This is a genomic window from Burkholderia sp. AU44665 (assembly GCF_030504405.1).
Taxonomy (GTDB): domain Bacteria; phylum Pseudomonadota; class Gammaproteobacteria; order Burkholderiales; family Burkholderiaceae; genus Burkholderia; species Burkholderia semiarida.
In genome coordinates, this window is sequence record NZ_JAUJRI010000014.1 from 1 (window position 1) to 17,863 (window position 17,863).

13 protein-coding genes and 1 pseudogene are annotated in these 17,863 nt (G+C 58.0%); 10 read left to right on the forward strand and 4 right to left on the reverse strand.

The window, feature by feature from the left end:
• Positions 1-129 precede the first annotated feature (129 nt).
• Positions 130-998 (reverse strand): annotated as a pseudogene (locus tag QZM15_RS24070) (IS3 family transposase); the annotation flags it as partial.
• A 650-nt stretch (positions 999-1,648) separates the two neighbouring features.
• Here QZM15_RS24070 and QZM15_RS24075 point away from each other — a divergent pair.
• The 4 genes from QZM15_RS24075 (at position 1,649) to QZM15_RS24090 (ending at position 6,033) form a co-directional block, all read left to right on the forward strand.
• Positions 1,649-1,942 carry a hypothetical protein gene (locus QZM15_RS24075; protein ID WP_302107383.1) on the forward strand — a complete coding sequence of 98 codons (294 nt, stop codon included), beginning with the start codon at positions 1,649-1,651 and terminating at the stop codon, positions 1,940-1,942.
• Between the two features lie 407 nt (positions 1,943-2,349).
• Positions 2,350-3,261: a hypothetical protein gene (locus tag QZM15_RS24080; protein WP_302107384.1), complete on the forward strand. Its 912-nt coding sequence runs from the start codon at positions 2,350-2,352 to the stop codon at positions 3,259-3,261.
• An 84-nt stretch (positions 3,262-3,345) separates the two neighbouring features.
• On the forward strand, positions 3,346-4,338 hold the full coding sequence (locus QZM15_RS24085; protein ID WP_302107385.1) for a DUF6602 domain-containing protein: 993 nt from the start codon (positions 3,346-3,348) through the stop codon (positions 4,336-4,338).
• 553 nt (positions 4,339-4,891) lie between these two features.
• Positions 4,892-6,033 (forward strand): IS3 family transposase gene (locus tag QZM15_RS24090; protein WP_155720390.1). Its coding sequence is split into 2 segments (ribosomal slippage): positions 4,892-5,144 and positions 5,144-6,033, totalling 1,143 coding nucleotides; the frame shifts between segments, so codons are not numbered across the junction.
• A 358-nt stretch (positions 6,034-6,391) separates the two neighbouring features.
• Here the strand turns inward: QZM15_RS24090 and QZM15_RS24095 are convergent.
• The 3 genes from QZM15_RS24095 to QZM15_RS24105 form a co-directional block, all read right to left on the reverse strand.
• On the reverse strand, positions 6,392-7,633 hold the full coding sequence (locus QZM15_RS24095; RefSeq protein WP_226288517.1) for an amidohydrolase family protein: 1,242 nt from the start codon (positions 7,631-7,633) through the stop codon (positions 6,392-6,394).
• A 12-nt stretch (positions 7,634-7,645) separates the two neighbouring features.
• Entirely contained in the window at positions 7,646-8,962 is a 1,317-nt protein-coding gene (locus QZM15_RS24100) for an MFS transporter (protein ID WP_059575287.1), read from the reverse strand.
• A gap of 140 nt (positions 8,963-9,102) precedes the next feature.
• Positions 9,103-10,014, reverse strand: a complete 912-nt coding sequence (locus QZM15_RS24105; protein ID WP_302107386.1) for a LysR substrate-binding domain-containing protein — start codon at positions 10,012-10,014, stop codon at positions 9,103-9,105.
• 189 nt (positions 10,015-10,203) lie between these two features.
• Here QZM15_RS24105 and QZM15_RS24110 point away from each other — a divergent pair, with 189 nt between their 5' ends.
• From QZM15_RS24110 to QZM15_RS24135, 6 genes are all read left to right on the forward strand, one after another.
• Entirely contained in the window at positions 10,204-10,614 is a 411-nt protein-coding gene (locus QZM15_RS24110; RefSeq protein WP_302107436.1) for a TIGR02594 family protein, read from the forward strand.
• Positions 10,615-10,872: 258 nt separating this feature from the next.
• Positions 10,873-13,395: a type VI secretion system Vgr family protein gene (locus QZM15_RS24115; RefSeq protein ID WP_302107387.1), complete on the forward strand. Its 2,523-nt coding sequence runs from the start codon at positions 10,873-10,875 to the stop codon at positions 13,393-13,395.
• A 15-nt stretch (positions 13,396-13,410) separates the two neighbouring features.
• Entirely contained in the window at positions 13,411-14,037 is a 627-nt protein-coding gene (locus QZM15_RS24120) for a DUF3304 domain-containing protein (RefSeq protein ID WP_302107388.1), read from the forward strand.
• Positions 14,034-16,214, forward strand: coding sequence for a DUF2235 domain-containing protein (locus tag QZM15_RS24125; RefSeq protein WP_302107389.1), 2,181 nt, complete (start codon positions 14,034-14,036; stop codon positions 16,212-16,214). The genes QZM15_RS24120 and QZM15_RS24125 overlap by 4 nt, the downstream gene beginning before the upstream one ends.
• Before the next feature lie 36 nt (positions 16,215-16,250).
• Positions 16,251-17,138 carry a DUF4123 domain-containing protein gene (locus tag QZM15_RS24130; RefSeq protein WP_302107390.1) on the forward strand — a complete coding sequence of 296 codons (888 nt, stop codon included), beginning with the start codon at positions 16,251-16,253 and terminating at the stop codon, positions 17,136-17,138.
• 10 nt (positions 17,139-17,148) lie between these two features.
• Entirely contained in the window at positions 17,149-17,430 is a 282-nt protein-coding gene (locus tag QZM15_RS24135; protein WP_081103904.1) for a PAAR domain-containing protein, read from the forward strand.
• The last annotated feature ends 433 nt before the right edge of the window (positions 17,431-17,863 follow it).

Here is a 17,863-nt window from a genome sequence, read left to right on the forward strand (position 1 = left end):
ATCAACTCCGGGTCCAGATTCAAGCCCTTGCCCGGTTCAATCGTCACTTCTTCCTTGCGTTTGCGTGGCATAAAGTGGCTCCTTGGTCGCCAGTTTATGCCTCACACACAAAGATTCGGATAGGCTCAAGCGCTGTTCGACGGCGGCCAGCATCACGTCGCGCACCATATCACCGCTATGCCCGCCGGTCGTCGCTGCCCAGCTAATCGCCTCGCGGTCGCAGCAGTCCAGCGCAAACGTCACGCGCAGCGGCGTACCATCGTCGCACCGGAACTCGAAGCCATCGGAGCACCAGCGGGTGTTGCTGCGGTCCACGGCAACGCGACCGTCATGTCGCCGCTTGTCTCGCCGCACGCCAGGGCGGCGCAGCAGCAACTGATGCTCCCGCATGACCCGATACACGCGCTTGGCGTTGATGCACGGCGCACCGGTCTGCTCCCGACTGCGGCGCAGCAGCGCCCAGACACGCCGGTAGCCGTAGGTCGGCAGATGCGCCACCTGGGCCTGAATCTCCTCGACCAGCCCGGCATCATCGGTCATGCGGGCACGGCGACCATCGCGCCAGTCAGACGAGCGAGTTCGCTTCACCGCCACGGCAGAGCGCGCCACGCCGAGAACTTCGCAGACCGTCTTCATCGGTCGTCCCCCGGCAGCAAGGGCGAGCGCGCAATCAGGTTTTTTGAACGGCCCCATTCCACGGCTTCTTTCAGGATTTCGACCTCCAGCGTCTTCTTCCCGAGTAGCCGTTGCAGTTCCTTGATTTCCTTGATGGCGGCGGCCAGCTCAGATGCCGGCACAACGGTTTCGCCTGCCTTCACCGCCGCCAGACTGCCTTCCTGGTATTGCTTGCGCCAGCCGAACACCTGGTTGGCATTGACGCCGTGCCGACGTGCAACGGCCGACACCGACGCTCCCGGCTCCAATGTTTCCTGCACGATGGCGATTTTTTCTTGCGCCGTGCGCCGACGACGGCGCTCCGGCTCGGTCAGAATTTCGATGCTTTCCACGTAATGACTAGGCTTACTGATAGGCACAAGACTATCCCTTATTTTAAGAGAGTCCTCGTGTCCTCAGATACGTGGGGCCGCTCCAGGGATCACGGTGGCCGTTTTTGTTTATAGGCCCCGAATGTGACAGCGTTTGTAGAAAGGAAACGTATTTCCACATTTGAGGTTTGGAGGGTTGCAGCGGGAGCGAAGAAGGCTGGTGTGGGGATCAAGTCCGCGGATGATGTTGCCGTTATCCTAGAGAACGAGACCGTTATACAGATGTGTTCGATGATGATGTGGTGGCCTATCGACTTGCTCAACTGCTAGTGAAGCAGGAACCGGCTGATATGGTGGTGAAGGCAGTGCTGCTCGGTGAAAGTTGGGATCGGATGGTGAAGACACTGAATGCGTGTACGGTGGCGGTTAGACAACGAGGGCAGTTTATATCGTCTGGAGGGGCATGGGCGTTCCGGATATCGCGGTTTGCGGCGCCGGGGCGTTGGTCGAGGAGAAGCGTCAGTATTGTTCCGTGAAGTATTTGCCCACGCAGCAGAGCTATCCGTACCCTGGCGCCGGAGGTGCAAGCGATTGTAGAAGAGGTTGTCCGCTAGCGTGCCTTCGACGTCAAGAGATTCGTCGATTGATAAGGAGGGGAATGTATGGAAATGCTGATATTGGAAGCGATAAAAAATAAGAAAATGATAGAGTTTGTTTATCAAAATCTCGTGAGAATCGGCGAACCTCATGTTTATGGCGTTACAAATGGAGTTAAGCAACTTCTCGTCTATCAGACGGGGGGGCGTAGTAGTAACGGAGGACTCCCGGACTGGCGGCGCTTCGATCTTGCACAGATGTCACGACTTGTCGCTCTCGCTCAAACATTTCCGGGGCGACGCTATGTCCCTTCTGGAAGGCACAGCTCTTGGGACTTGCGGATAGCTATCGTTGACTAAGCTCGGCGCGGTTATTAATGGTCGATGCACATTGGAACCTGCCGGTAAGGTCGTATCGAACCCCCAGACAACAGCGGGCGTGCGTTGCAGGGCGTGGTCGGCCGGCGTTCTGCCAGAAGCCGTCGTTCACACGCGGCAACGCTCGGACGCGCAATAGTCGTTTACTCCGCGATCACCGACCCCCCCGATCGTGGAGGACGGGCGTTCAGTCGTCGGCGAACCACGGTCTTACCGCTTTGATCTCATTAAACAAATGACCGAGCCGCGTCGGTATATTCTTGTTGGCCCGCGTCGGAAGAAGCCCAGTCGGGATTCGATGCGTTCGCGTTGACGGTGTTTATTCTCAATTTTTCTCCAGTTGCCTCAGCAATATAGACTGTAGGCCGCTATACATTGACACACTGCTGATGGACATCATGGTAAGTACCACAACCTGTTTTCTTTGTCGCGAGCGGCCTGCCATTGAAAACAGCCACATCTTGCCGAAGTTGATTGTGCGCGCCATCTGCGAGGATTTGGGAGTCCGTGGACTCCGAGAAATGTCCGCACCGCGGTTGCGCGTGGAGCGGACAACAGTGGTGCCGTTGCCCTGCAGCAAATGTGAGGCGCAATTCCAGTGTTACGAAAACGATTTTGCTCGCTCGCATCTGCGTCCTTACTTCATGGACGACCGGATCGTGATCAAACACGATGCACGGCTGCTGGCGTTTGCGATATCCGTCCTCTGGCGAGTACTGGTCCACACTCTGAATCGAGGGGTGCCGCCGGAGTGGATGCCTTGTCTAGCCCGGACGGCGCGAGCGTGGCGCGCTCACCTGCGCGGCGACGCACTCGAACTTGGAGAGCACAAGTGCTATCTGTTTCTCGATCGTGAGTTCAGCGAGGAGCAGATCAAATTATCACGCTACTTGAATCACGTGGACCTACGCTTTACGATCGAACAGGGAGTGACATCTGTCACCAACTTCATTGGCGTTCCTTATCGAAATGTCGTATATGCGAAGCTTGGCCCCTTCATTTTCGTGGGCACAGTGCAGGATGTTTTTCACGGAAAGATCGACCATCTGATTGCATCATGGCACGAAATTTCCTCGCATGTTCACGACAGCCATGTGGTGAACGACGGCGTTCAACTCCCGGATGAAATCGCTGCTATGATAGACAAATCAGCGTCGCGCTGGCAATTTTCCGAGGATGACATGCAGCCGAAGCGACGCGCGCAATTGTTGACGGGATTTTCGGCGCTGGCACCCAATTCTCCGTTAAAACGGCTCCTTGAAAAGGACAAAGTCTTGTTTCTTGGGTCGAATGGTGTGTAGGAATATGATAAACAGTTGTCATTGATCTTATTTTCGATCTTTCGCTAAATCAATACCTTCAAACAGACATCAGACAGCGTGCCCATGGACGCCCAAAGCCTGCAGAATTTCCTGAATGGCGGGGACGATATGCTCACGACAGCAGTAGACCTTTTTCGTGGCCTAGTGCCAGCCCCGGATAGGGACGCGTCCGTGCATTCGGGTGAAGAAGGACGCTTCATCGAAATGGTGCTGGCAGAATATTTGCGCGAGAAACTGCCGACTGGCATAGGCATCGGTGGCGGCTTTGTTGTTGATGTACATGGCAAGTGGGTTTCGAAGCAGATCGACATCATTCTGTATGATAGTGTTAAGTTTGCGCCTTTGTTGCGCTATGGGGATGCGGTAATCGTGCCGCTTGAGTCGGTAATTGGGGTTATTTCCGTAAAGCGCAAGTTGTACGATGCTCAGCTTCCGGGTGAACTGGACTCCCTGTCGGCGATCGGTGCGCGGGCCAGCGGCATGAGTTTCCCTAAGCCCATGCTGGCGCTTGTCGCTTTCGATTGCGAAAAGAGTGATCCGAAGTCTGCAGCCGAGGCGGCGTTTGCTGCAATCAAGTCGAGCTTTGCGCCGAAAACTGATATTCGCGGCGATACACATCTTCATTCTTGGAACGAACTGATCGACTACGTCATCGTATTCGACAAGTTTATCCTGCGCACGCAAGGGAGGTCGCGCCGTGATAATCCCGAGCGCAAGAAGAAAGATGAGGCTGAGAGAAAACCGTTGCAGTGCAGTTACATCTGGGGTGGCAACAACATGACGACCAAGAACGCTTACATCCAGCATCTGTTGAGTGGTATACATCGCGCCTGGTATGACGAGGACCGCGGCAATCGCGTGACCCGCGATCTATTGGCGTTTCCGACGTCGGGCATGAACAAGCTTGGCGCGATTCACGTTTGTGCGTTTTGCCGGCCATATGCATGGGCGAACTTCAAGCCCGCAGTGGTCGCTTCAGCGCCGGCTGCGACGATTCCTGCCTCACCCAGAAAAACGCGGCAAGCGAAGGCAGATGATAATGGCATCGAGCGCTGAGTTACCGATAGATGCTGCAGCCATTCATAAAAAAGCAAGCACAAAAAAGCTGCGCGGTCCCATATCGGGGTCCCAGGCCGATTGACTTCGAAATCCCTCTTGTTTCGTTGCGAAACTTCTTGTTGCGCCGTAGCACCATGTATGTTGCACCGAAGGATTGATTCCGAACCATCGGCCCCCTCAACTATAGAGCGCACCATAGCAGAGGCTTTGTCAAGTTGATGGGGCGAGGCCAGCACAATAGCGCGAGAGCTCACACCCCAAAAATCGCGTGACGATCAAGTAGGGATTGAACTTCCTGGGTACGTTGAATTATTCTCACTCCATATCAACGGGGCGTGCAATTTATTTAAAATTAGATGGATATAAATCACGTAAAACGAAATTGACCTACCCTAGAATTTTCGGACCAGTTGAAACTTGAGAGAATGGCTTCCAACGGAGAAAGGGAAGTCATGAAGAAGAGTCGGTTTGACCCTGACCCAAGAAATAGTCCGGTTCAAAAGTAGAGAAATTCGGCATGATGTGTCCAAGCGGACACGAAGGCTATGCCATGAAGACAAGCAAGTTTACGGAAGAGCAGATCGCATTTGCACTGAAGCAAGCCGAGTTGGGGACGAAGGTCGAAGAGATCTGCCGCAAGCTCGGAATAAGCGAGGCGACTTTCTACAACTGGAAGAAGAAATTCGGAGGTCTGGGACCTTCTGAGTTGCGCCGCTTGCGCCAGCTCGAAGAGGAAAACGCGAAGTTGAAGCGGCTCGTAGCAGACCTGAGCCTGGACAAGGCCATGCTGCAGGACGTACTCGCAAAAAAGCTCTGAAGCCTTCCCGTCGGCGCATGTTGATCGATGAGTTGCGTGATCGCTATCGAACCAGCTTGACGAAGACATGCGCGTTGTTTGGCATGTCTCGTTCGCTGTATCGGTATCAGTCGGTTGCGCGCGATTCGTCGGCGCTGCTCATGCGTATCAAGGAAATCACCGCCACGCGCGTGCACTACGGGTATCGACGCGTTCATGTGGTCCTGCGACGGGAAGGCTGGCGAGATAATTGCAAGCGCGTCTACAGGCTGTATCGTGCGGAGGGCCTGTCACTGCGGCATAAGCGACCACGACGTAACAAATCGGCTCGGCTGCGACAGCCCAAGCACATCGTGACCGCGATCAACGAAATCTGGAGCATGGATTTCGTTGCAGATGCCCTGTTCGATGGGCGACGCCTTCGGACTCTGACCGTCGTCGACAACTACACACGGGAATGTTTGGCCATCGAGGTCGGACAAAGTCTGAAGGGAGAGCATGTGGTCAAAGCGCTGATGCGTATTACTGCAACACGTGGGCACCCCGCCACGATCAAGGTCGACAATGGCAGCGAGTTCATCTCGAAGGCAATGGATCGCTGGGCCTACGAACATGGCGTTGAATTGGATTTCAGTCGGCCGGGCACGCCCACTGACAATGCCAAGGTCGAAAGCTTCAACGGGCGTTTCCGGCAGGAATGTCTGAACGCACATTGGTTCTTGTCATTGGCCGACGCGCAGAGCAAAATCGACGACTGGCGCACGTACTATAACGAGGTGCGCCCCCACTCTGCATTGCAGTGGATGACGCCCGCCGAATTCGCCCGTCAGGCAAGGGAATCCGCCTCGCCTGACAACTCAACCAAGCCGGAAATCTCCACTTCCGACCGGGACTAATTCTGGTTCAGGGTCACTTCGGATTCAAGCCTGGCGACCGCGTATACCTGGACACCAACTACGTGACCCGGCAGATCACGATCACGCCGGACTACAGCCAGTTGGCGTTGCGAGAGCAGTCGTACCACGATCCTGACCGGGGACCGTCGCCGCTATAACGTCTGCAAGGGCCGCTTGATGCGGCTCTAGCGACTGGGACGCAAGCGTTTCCCGAATGCGCTTGACCGCCGGGGCGACACCGCCCCGGCCATTGTCGCGAACGCCGCGACTCACACCGATAGCCATCGTCAACAACTGTCACGACCACAAGGCCAGTGAGGCCACACCGCGCCTGCCGAAATAGCCAAATGGCCTCAAATCAACGCCCGCCAACCCGCCGCTTCACAACCGCCCCCCGCTGCAACACATACTCGACCCGCGCGCCTTCATCGGCCACGACTCCGATATCCTCGAGCGGATTCCCATCCAGCACGACGAGATCGGCGATCGCCCCCACGGCAACCACCCCAAGCTGCCCGGTCATATTCACAATCTCCGCCGCCACCGTCGTCGCCGACCTGAGCGCTTCCAGATTCCCAAGCACCTCCGCCCGAATCCGGAACTCGCCGGACTGAAACGCGTGCATCTCGCCGAGCAGGTCCGACCCGAACCCCATCTTCACGCCGGCCTTTGCATAGATCTCGAGCGATTCGCGTCCTTTCTGCTGCACGGAAGCCACCTTCGCGATGGAGTCCGCCGGCATCCCGAACTCCGCTCCATGTTTCGCAAGCGCGTCATAAGTCACAAGCGTCGGCACTACAAACGCCCCACGCTCATGCATGAGCGTCGCAGCCGCTTCATCCACGAGATTCCCATGCTCGATCGTCCGCACGCCGCATCGCACGGCCCGCGCAATTGCCCGCCCCGTATACGCATGCGCCATCACATACGTATTCGCGGCCTCGGCCTCGTCGACGATCGCCCGAATCTCGTCCTCCGAATACTGCGTGTTCGCGATCGGATCGGTCGGCGAAGCCACGCCGCCTGACGCCATGATCTTGATCTGCGTCGCGCCTTTCTGAATCTCCTCGCGCACGGCGAGCCGCACGCCTTCAACACCATCGACGACCCGCGCAATCGCCCCCGTCCTGAAACAGCAGGAGCAGGGCTCCAGCACATCGCCGCGCGGCCGGAAATCCCCATGCCCGCCGGTCTGCGACAACGCCTTCCCCGACGGAAAAATCCGCGGCCCCGGAATCAGCCCCGTCTCGACTGCCTGCATCAGGCTCCAATCCGCGCCTCCCGCATCCCGCACACTGGTGAACCCACGCGACAACATCGCATCGAGAATCGGCAGCGACCGAATCGCCGCGAGAATATTCGGCTGCGTCGCATTCGCGCCCAGGTTCGCATTCGACGCCAGCACATGCACATGGCAATCGATGAACCCGGGCATCACGGTCTTGCCGCGCACGTCGATCACCTGCGCATTCGGCAAATCCACCGGCCGATCGGTGACTTCGACGATCCGCTCGCCTTCGATCACGACATGATGATGTTCGAGCAACACGCCTCGTTCGAGGTCGAGCACGTTGCCGCCTTGAAGTACGGTAATGGTCATGGGAAAAAATCCTTATCGAGTCGCGGAAGCCGCACGCTTCGCATCCTTCACGAAGCGCGTGCCGACGAAGCTGACGGCCGCCGCGAGCATCACGTAGAACGCCGGCGCCATGTTGCTGCCGGTGCGGGCGATGAGCCACGTGATCAGGAACGGCGCGAACCCGCCGAAGATCGTCACCGCGAAGTTGTACGCAACGGACAACCCGGTCGACAGCACCTTGGTCGGAAACAGCTCCGCGAACGCCGCGAGGATCGGCCCCGTATAGGTCGCGATCAGCACGCCGAACACGGCCTGGAACACGATCAGCGACGCGAACCCGGGCGCATGGTTGATCCACGAGAACATCGGCCACGCGAGCACGAGGATCGCGAGCGCCGAGCCGGACAGGAACACGCGCCGTCCCCACGCGTCGGCGAGTCGCCCGACGATCGGCGAGCAGCACATGATCATCAGCCCGCCGACCATGCCGGCCGTGAAGCCGGTCGATTGCGGCAGATGCAGCGTGCGCACGGAATAGGTCGGCATGTAGAACAGCAGCACGTAGGTGCAGACGGTCCACAGGATGACCATCGAGAAACTCGCGAACGTCTCGCGCGGATACGTGTGCAGCACTTCCTTCAGTGGCGAGCTTTCCTTCGCCTGCGATTCGACAGCGCTGAACGCGGGCGTCTCGTCGATATGGCTGCGAATGAAGTAGCCGACCGGCCCGACGATGATCCCGAGCAGGAACGGCAGCCGCCAGCCCCAGCTATGCAGCGCCTGCGTGTCGAGCGACGTCGTGACGAACGTGCCGGTCGCCGCACCGAGCAGCACCGCGAAGCCGATGCTCGACTGGATCCAGCTCGAGTAATACGCGCGCTTCTCCGGCGGCGCATATTCGGTGAGGAACGCGGTGGCGCCGCCCATCTCGCCGCCGGCCGAGAAGCCTTGCAGCAGCCGCGCGACGACGATCATCAGCGGCGCGGCGATGCCGGCCTGTTCGTAAGTCGGCGCGATCCCGATCAACGCGGTGCCGGCCGCCATCAGCAGGATCGTGAGCGACAGCGCGGCCTTGCGTCCGACCTTGTCGGCATAGACGCCGAGCACGATGCCGCCCACCGGCCGCATGAAGAAGCCCACGCCGAACGTCGCGACGGTGAGCAGTACGGATGTCAGTTCGTTGCCGGTCGGGAAGAACAGCTTCGCGATGATCACCGCGAAGAAGCTGTAGACGGTGAAGTCGAACCATTCGAGGCCGTTGCCGATGACGGTCGCGACGATGGCGCGGCGGCGCTGTTGCACCGCCGCATCGACGGAAGGCGCGGCGCGCGGGGAAAGCGTTCCTTGCATGGTCTCTTCCTTGGTCAGAAGACGGGACGGCTGCCCCGCGTGAATCCCATACTAAGGAGAGCGGGATTTTTTTCTGAAACGAAAGATTCGCATGCACGCATGCGCTATACGCATGCGTCGTGCTCGGGCGTTCGGGGCATTCAGGCCCCGGTCTGCTTCTCCGCCTGTTCGAACAGCCAGCGCGTGAACAGGCGGGCGGCCTGGTTCTGAGCGCGGTCGTTCGGCGAGATCACGTAATAGCCGCCGCCGTGGCTTGCGGACGCCGCCGTCACGCGCACGAGCAGCCCGGCTTCGATGCATGCGTCGATCATGTAGCGCCAGCCGAGCGACACGCCCTGGCCGAGAATCGTCATCTGCACGATCTGCGGATAGGAGTTGATCGTGATGTCCTGCGGCTGCGCCTTCTGCCGGTCGACGTCGTTCATGTCGAACCATTCGGACCACGACATCCATTGCCGCTGGCCGTCTTCGAGGCGCAGCAGCGTTTCGTTCGCGAGGTCGGCCGGGTCGAGCGTGCGGCCGGCCAGATAGCCGGGCGCGCAGACGGGGAACACTTCTTCGTCGAACAGCCGGCGTGCGGTGTATTCGGCCGGCGCCTGCTGGCGCACGTAGTAGACACCGACGTCGAATTCCGCGGGCGACATCGATGCAAGACTATCGCGCACGATCAGGCGCAGCTTGATGTTGGGATACGTGGCGCGAAAGTTCGGTAGCCGCGGCGTGAGCCACAGCAGCGCGACGCCGGATGAGCACGCGATCGTCAGTTCGAGATCGCCGTACGGCTTCATCACGTCGTGCGTGGCTTGCGCACATTGCGTGAGCAGATGGTGGACTTGGGCCGCGTATTGTTCGCCGGCGATCGTCAGCCGCAGCGAACGGTGTTCGCGAACGAACAGCGAGCGGCCGAGGAATTCCTCGAGCTGCTGGATCTGGCGGCTGATCGCGCTTTGGGTCAGGTGCAGTTCGGCGGCGGCTTTCGTGAAACTCGCGTGCCGCACGGCGGCTTCGAACGCGACGAGGCACTGAAGAGGCGGCAGGGGCGTGATGCGCATGGCGGGCAGGGAGTCGAGGGCCTGCCTCCATGATACGGGTGGAGGCGACGGAAATCGTAATCTGTGAAGAGCGTCGTGGATTCGCTTTATTCGTGCGAAGATTGAGCGAAACAACACCGACACGTTCCCGAGAACGACGTGACCCTATCAAACCCTGAGAGCAAAGTGAAAGCCGCCCACCCACCCTGGATGCTCGTCGCGTTGGCCGAACGCGGCATTCGCCGACATCCGCCGGGCAGCATCAACGCACGCATCGTCGAATACAACAACCAGACGAACCTGGTCGGCTACGACGACAAGATTTCCTGGTGCTCGTCGTTCGTGAACTGGTGCATGGCGCACGCCGGATTCCGCGGCACCGGCTCCGCGCTCGCACGCTCGTGGCTGGAATGGGGAAAACCGCTGGAGCGTCCGGTGTACGGCTGCATCGCGATCCTGACGCGTGACGACCCGACGAGCTGGAAAGGGCACGTCGGTTTCTACCTGCGTCACGACGATAAGCACGTCCACTTGTTCGGCGGCAACCAGCTGGAAGAAGTTCGCGAACTCGCGTACCCGCTGAACGAAGTGATCGGCTACCGCTGGCCGGCCACCGAATGACTCGCAGCGGCAAACACACGAGAAATCCAAAATGCGGCCGTTCCCGCCATTGCTAATCAGTCGGACACACTGCACTGACCCACCTCGAGCTCCGTCGGCGAGTGCCCTCACGATGTAAGGCACTCACGCATGTACGCAGCTCAAATCCATGCGCTGGAGTTCACCGTGCTGGCGATGCATTTGACTGTAGAATCGCGCCAGAGAGCTTGTGTCATACTACTGACAATAAAGTAAGCAAAAAGTAATAAAAGGATGGAAATGGATGCGCAAGACATCGTGAGGGCGATGCAGGGCGGATTGCTTCAGCAAGATCGGCTGCTGAAACTCGACACTCCCTTTGGGGAAAATGTATTGCTACCCCAGCGCACTGTGGGCTGGTCTCGGATCGGCCGGCATTTCGACTTTGCGGTCGACGTCCTGTCGACACGAAGCGATCTCAAGCTGAAAGACCTGATCGGTCAATCCGTTACCCTCTGGATTCAGCAGACAGATCGGTCCTATCAGCCGCGAAACGGTTACGTCTATGCCGCCCGAAGACTGGGATCAGAGGGCGGACTGACCGGTTACCAGATCAGCTTTGCGTCATGGATGCATTTTCTGAAATTTCGCCGCGATCAGCGTATCTGGCAGGACAAGCCTGTTGATGAGATCCTCCGGGATGTATTCAACGCACATCCGCAGGCGAAAGGCCGATTTGAATTTGCGTTGTCCAGGCCGCTTCCGTCGAGGTCGTACTGTACTCAATACGAAGATGATTGGAATTTCGTCCATCGGTTGATGGAAGAGGAAGGACTGTTCAGCATCTGGAAGCAGGCCGATGATGGTAACTCCCATACCCTGACTATCACGGATCACCTAGATACGTGTGAGCCCCTCGCCGCGCGGTCGGTTCAGTTCTCTCGATACGGTAGTAATAGCGAGGTTGACGCGCTGGTTCACTGGTCCTGCTTGCGAAGCCTCCATAGCGCGGCCCTGACCACTCGCACATTCGACTATAAGTATCCGTCGCCGCTTGCGAATCCGAAGGGCACCAATATCCCGACCGTGTCACATCAGTTGCCGGAGCAGTTGGAGGTGTATGAGTATACGGGCCCCTATACGTATCTTGACCAAGAGCGCGGCGATCATCTCACCAAGGTACGCATGGAGGAGTGGGAGTCACGCGAAAAGCGGTTCTACGGCACGGGGGCGCTGCGCGGTATCGACGCTGGGCGGTGGTTCGAGCTCGTTGGCCATCCGGAGCATGATCGGGAGTCGAGCGAGCGCAGCCAATTCGCAGTCGTCGAAGTGATATGGCTGATCGAGAACAACCTGCCGGGATCGAATCATCACGGAGCCCTTCCTCACAGCTTGAATGGGCGCTTGGCTAAAGCGAAAGCTACCTTCGACGGGCAACCGACCTCTGGGGTCACTCATTTCGATGGGTCTGAAGGTTTCTTTTTGGTTGAAATCGAGGCACAACGTAAATCGGTGCCCTTCCGTAGCCCGTACGAACACCATAAACCCGTCATGCAGATGCAGACGGCGACAGTTGTCGGTCCGCAAGGTCGTCGTATTTATACGGATGAGTTGGGCCGAGTAAAAGTTCAGTTCCATTGGGATCGGATCGGTCGGCGTGATGAGCGCAGTTCCTGTTGGGTCCGCGTGAGTCATCCTTGGGCAGGCGAGGGGTTTGGGATGATCCATGTTCCTCGAATCGGCGACGAAGTCGTAGTGTCGTTTTTGGACGGGGCACCGGACCGCCCGCTCATTACAGGTCGGGTGTCGAACGGAAATAACTTCGTGCAGTGGAAACTGCCAGATAACCAGGCGTTATCGGGGCTGCGTTCCAGAGATCTCGAGGGAACGCAGGCGAATCAAGTTGTAGCCGACGACACACCAGGAAAACTGCAGGTTCAAGTGTCAAGCGACTACGAGCAGTCACGCCTCGTAGTTGGCTACAACACACGCATTGACGGCAATGCGGGGCGAAACGGAGCTCGCGGCACTGGCTGGGAGTTGGCAACGGATTCCTGGGGTGTGTTGCGCGCGAACCGTGGCATGCTAGTGACGACCGAGACGCGGGCGGGCGCAACGGCCGCCGCGAAAGATATGAGCGAGACCGTTGACCGTCTTGGAAAGGCTCAGCAACTACATGATGCGCTGACGAAGATCGCGCAGCAGAGCGAAGCGCAGGATGCGGATGGCCATCAGGCTGACATCGTCAATACCATTGCGGCACAGAACGAGCAGATTCGTGGCACGGGTGCCGGCAGCAACAACGAGTTTCCGGAGTTGTCGGAGCCGCATCTGGTGATTGACGGCAAGGCGGGTATCGAAATCACCACGCCAGCGACCGTGCATGTGGCGTCTCAGCAGGCCGCGATCACAACAGAAGGTCATATTGGTATTGCGAGTGGCCGCAGCCTTTTCGCGACGGTGCGAGACACGCTTCGTTTGTTTGCGCAGACTGGCCCAATGCATCTTGTCTCGGCTGCGGGCGACATCGTATTGAACGCGCTGACGAAGTCAATCGTGGCGCGAGCACAGAAGCAGATTCTGCTGGAAAGCGAGGAGATTCTGCTGCGTGCCCACAAATTCCGGGTCGAGGTAAACGGCAGCTTCCTGAATATGGATGCGAGCGGCGTGGTGAGCGGTACGACAGGCAAATTTACCGCGTACGCAGCTTCTCATGATTTGCCAGGCCCGAAGGATCAGATGGTCGATTTATCTCCGAAGAAGATCTGTGTGGAATGCATGCTTAAGGCAGCCCGGGGCGGAGCGGCCTTGGTGCCCCGTTAATCCGTAGACTTATCCATGATGACAGACCGACTTTCCCATTTCGGGCGACGTGCGATCCAGGCCGTCGCCTTTGCTGCCGTTTTTGGCCTCGGGGCATGCGATAAGCATCCCGGCGCTATGGCACAGCCGCTTGATCTGTCGAGCCTGCCGAAGCACTACGATACGCTGGGTGTTGGCGCCTCGACTCTGAACTACTCCCCTTGGTACATCCATAAGTGGGGATTTGAAGGGCCGAAGGGATCGGGGGTAAGCGGTGGTGGCCCCAACGTATTACCTGCTGAAGCAGACAATAAGCCGTACGGTGGTGGCGGTGATATGTGCTGCAGCGACATCCCCTCTGTATGGCAGCCGGACCTGAAGCTGACGGTGCGCTGGCTGGTTGACAAGAAGCAGGACGGAAAGACGCCAGGGTACTGGTACAAGGCGGAAAACGTTCGGATCCCGAAATATGGGAAGGTTATGGGTGGGCTTTGGGCGGTCTTCTTGCCGGGTGATCGGGTTCGTATCATGGTTGCTGACGGCCAGAAAGGTGACTTGAACGACCCGGGCATACGTCCTCCAGACACCGATCCGTACATCGCGCATGGGATTTTGGATGAAGAGTGGAATCGGATGTACCGGGATGGAGGGAGTGCGCAATGAGCCTCAAATGGGCGGATCCGATGCCTCAGGGTGGGCGTATAGCGGGCAGTATCACGGCGTTGAGAAAGGGGCGTGCGCTGGTGTGCGATGCTCTAATGTCTTGCCCTCAGACACTTCATATCACACTGTTCTTTGATGGTACGAACAATAACGACGAACAGACAAATCCTTTCCGGGATTCACTTGTTCGCACACATTCCAATGTTGCGCGGCTGTACAACGCGGCACTGGACCGATCAGAAGAGGGGATATTTCGCTTCTATATTGCAGGTGTGGGTACACCATTCAAGAGTATTGGTGAGCAGACGTACTCGACTTCCGGCAAGTCAATGGCATCCGGTTTTGGCAGTCGCTGCGTGTGGGGCTACACGAGAGTACTGAATGCTATATATCGGGCTATTGCTACGGACAAGACCCGAAATCTGATTCCGGATAGCGACGTCCAAAGAGTTTGCACGGAAGTGGCCGATGGTCACAAACTCCCGCTGGTTGGCTACACCGATCGATTGGGTCTCGCTCACAAGCAGGCGATCGACGAGGGGCGATATCCGCAGACGGTCAAGCAGATCTGGATCAACGTAATTGGTTTTTCGCGGGGGGCGGCATGCGCACGCGTATTCGTCAACAAGCTGATCAATGAATGGGCACGGGACGGGCGGATTGGATACCAGACTGGAAAATATGCGCTGAATTACAAGGTCAACTTCGTTGGTCTTTTCGATACAGTTGCCTCCGTAGGCCCCCCCGATTCGACTCGTGCGACCGTGGACTTTGGCACATTTGATGGGCACTTCGCGTTCGCTAACGACGGTCGGCTTGATATTCCTAAGGATGTCCGATTCTGTTACCACGCGTTTTCGGTGCACGAGCAGCGTATGAGTTTTCCGCTTGATTCAATCCGCAACGGGGGCAGCTACGGCAGCGGGATTCGTGACGAGGTGGCCTATCCGGGGGTCCATTCGGACGTGGGGGGCGGCTATGCGCCATGCGAACAGGGTAAAGGAGGGGTTGCAGCGAAAGCTGGGGACGACAGCTACAAACTTAGCCAGATTCCGCTGCACGATATGTATCTGAAGGCCGCCTCGTATGGTGTGCCGCTGATGGATAGCGATACGATAACTAAACGTGCCGATCTGGTTGCCGACTTTGCTCTCGACCAGTCGGTGATCGATGCATTTAACGCGTGGCGCAAGACCGTCGAGAATGTCAACAGTGTGGAAGATGCGCTGAAGGTCGGATTGGGCCAGATGTTGGCGTGGCGGACGCTGCGCGCAGACATTGGTAATCCGCAGCGCTATGTTACGGGACAGTCGTTCTTCAAGCGCGCGCACGAAGACAAGATGACGCCGCATAAGGTGCAGCAGGGGGTTTCAAAGGCGTCGGAAAATGATCCGACTATGAGTAAGCTGAGGTCGCAATCTCAGTTGCTCCAGGCGAACGCCTTGTCAATGGGAGCGGGATATGCGTCATACATGAGCACGCAAAAGGGGCAGGTGACGGCGCTGAACGAAGCCATGGACCGGCGCAACGAGCAGCTATGCGGTGCAATTGCTCATCCTGGTGTCGCTAACCCGAAACCTGCCCGTCCTGGAGAGGGGCCACTCGATGTTGTGACCAACGATCAGACCGACCTTCGGCAGGGCGCGGAGGAAATGCGGCTGCTTCTCGGGTACCTGTATCCGGACCAGTGCGAGCGGTGGAAAGTAAAGCGCACGGATCATCGTCCAATAGTGACTCGCGGGGGCGACGTGATCAAGGTGCCACCGACATTTGTCGTCGAACATGATCAGCCCGGGAGTGATTCCCCGTGCGTTACGCTGGCGTATAGCGGAATACTGCTCAACACGGTCTGGTCGACGCTTGTGCAAAATTACCGCGTAGAGGACGACGTTATGGCTGCGCCATTACCTGGCGTGGAGTCGTTCCTACGCCAGCATACGTCTCCCGACGCCGTGAACAAGTTGCCTGCAGGAGCCATCACTCTATTTGATGACTACGTGCACGATAGCCGCTGCTGGTTCCGGGTGCCGTATTTTCACGAGTACGCGCCAGGTGGGTATGGTTTCCCGCGAGTCGTGTTTGTTGGCGGAGATAAGCGCAAGGCATATCTCGGCCTTGCGTCAAACGCTTCGCAGCTCGACTTGGGTAATGGCAGGACCCAAGCCGGGTGGGCCTGAGGCGAGTGGGAAGCAAGCCGATAAACAGGATTCCAGATGGAACTACAAGCTACATCCTCGCAAACTCGCCTGATGGGGTTGGTCGACGCGGCGGTATGTCCGCCGAAAGTGGTGCCTTTGCTGCAGCATGCTGGCGTACCGTTTCTCTCTGTTTTCGCTGGTCTGCCTGAAGAGGAACTCGGACCAGCTTCACTATTTTTGGTGTCGATCGATGACACCGAGGCGGACTGGTTTGTAGAGCTCGATCAGCTCGATCGCCAGAGTCCATGCCTGTCCTTGATCTCTAGCAGGGTGGAGATGGATGCACTGGTCACGCATCTGCAAGCATTCTTGTTTGCGGATATTGGCGACAACATGACCGCGATGGTGCGGTTCTTTGATCCGCGTAACACAACGGCGGTGTTGAACACGTGGGGTGAGCAGATTCGCGCCATGTTCATGAGCCCTATCGAGCAATGGATGTACCGGGGGCGTCACAGGGAGTGGCAGCACATTCGGAACGAATCGATGGCGAGCGCGAGGATCTGCCGTTCCGTCATGGTTCAGCTCGAGCCGTCGGACGTCAATGCCCTCATGGCGCACACGGAGCCCGACGAGATTCTGGCTGCACTGATCGATTCCGGCGATGTCGACGGAGAGCGTACCTACCTTGACCGCTTCGAGGATTTCATTCCTCGCTACCTCCGTGCGGTGCAGTGGGGGATCCGCGAGCCGGGGGACCGCCTTTCTTTCTGCCAGCACACCTATATGTATGGACAGGATTTCGATCGGAATCGGTTCGTTCATGATTTACTGATTCAGCGTCAGCAGTCTGATGAGTCGTTTAGTGTCGCTATCACTCGCGTCCCGGCAAATGTATGGGCCGAGATTGAGCGGATGGGCACGCATGACGCAGGGAGCGCTTCGCAGTCGGTTACGTTATAGGGAGCATGTTATGGCATTGCAGATGATCGTGGTCGGCGATGCGACCTCACATGGTGGGCGAGTGATCACCGGATCGGAAACACATCGCATCGATGGCAAAAATATTGCGCGGTTGCACGATCTGGTGGACTGTCCGGAAAAATATCCGGACGGACGACCACATGGAGTTAACAAGATAATCGAGGCGCATCCGACGGTAACGATCGATGGTCAACGCGTTGCGTTGCACGGCCATCATACCGAGTGTGGGTGCACGTTAATTGGCAGTTTGACTGCTCGTGTGGGCGACTAGAGGTGTCCGCGCAAAATCGGACAGCGGAATAAGTGGAGCGGTCGGGCCTTGAGCCAACGATAATTCTGGCAAAGGAACGGCAAAAGGACGAAGAGAACCCGGCGGACGTGGTCGGCGGCGTTCAATGCGAAGATTGCTGGCAGCGGGCAAAGGCGAGCGGACACTTGCCGAATTGGCACAGCAGTTCGATGTGCATCCGAGCCAGATCACGGAATGGAAGCGGTAGTTACAGGAACGCGCGGCCGCCGTGTTCGGTACGACCGGGGCGCCCTCGAGCGAGCCCCGTGGGCCCGGGCATCCAGTGCACGCGGACGTGCTCGCGGAGGCCGTGCTGGGCCGGAACATCCGGCTGTCGCCATGCCCGGCCGCTCCATCGGCGAGTATGTCAAGCTGTACAACCGGAAACGGCCTCATTCGAGCTTGGCGGATCAGA

Excerpts from the sequence above, each read along its gene's own strand:
- QZM15_RS24075 (WP_302107383.1), top strand. The coding sequence starts at position 1,649 with ATGGAAATGCTGATATTGGAAGCGATAAAAAATAAGAAAATGATAGAG.
- QZM15_RS24080 (WP_302107384.1), top strand. The coding sequence starts at position 2,350 with ATGGACATCATGGTAAGTACCACAACCTGTTTTCTTTGTCGCGAGCGG.
- QZM15_RS24085 (WP_302107385.1), top strand. The coding sequence starts at position 3,346 with ATGGACGCCCAAAGCCTGCAGAATTTCCTGAATGGCGGGGACGATATG.
- QZM15_RS24095 (WP_226288517.1), bottom strand. The coding sequence starts at position 7,633 with ATGACCATTACCGTACTTCAAGGCGGCAACGTGCTCGACCTCGAACGA.
- QZM15_RS24100 (WP_059575287.1), bottom strand. The coding sequence starts at position 8,962 with ATGCAAGGAACGCTTTCCCCGCGCGCCGCGCCTTCCGTCGATGCGGCG.
- QZM15_RS24105 (WP_302107386.1), bottom strand. The coding sequence starts at position 10,014 with ATGCGCATCACGCCCCTGCCGCCTCTTCAGTGCCTCGTCGCGTTCGAA.
- QZM15_RS24110 (WP_302107436.1), top strand. The coding sequence starts at position 10,204 with ATGCTCGTCGCGTTGGCCGAACGCGGCATTCGCCGACATCCGCCGGGC.
- QZM15_RS24115 (WP_302107387.1), top strand. The coding sequence starts at position 10,873 with ATGGATGCGCAAGACATCGTGAGGGCGATGCAGGGCGGATTGCTTCAG.
- QZM15_RS24120 (WP_302107388.1), top strand. The coding sequence starts at position 13,411 with ATGATGACAGACCGACTTTCCCATTTCGGGCGACGTGCGATCCAGGCC.
- QZM15_RS24125 (WP_302107389.1), top strand. The coding sequence starts at position 14,034 with ATGAGCCTCAAATGGGCGGATCCGATGCCTCAGGGTGGGCGTATAGCG.
- QZM15_RS24130 (WP_302107390.1), top strand. The coding sequence starts at position 16,251 with ATGGAACTACAAGCTACATCCTCGCAAACTCGCCTGATGGGGTTGGTC.
- QZM15_RS24135 (WP_081103904.1), top strand. The coding sequence starts at position 17,149 with ATGGCATTGCAGATGATCGTGGTCGGCGATGCGACCTCACATGGTGGG.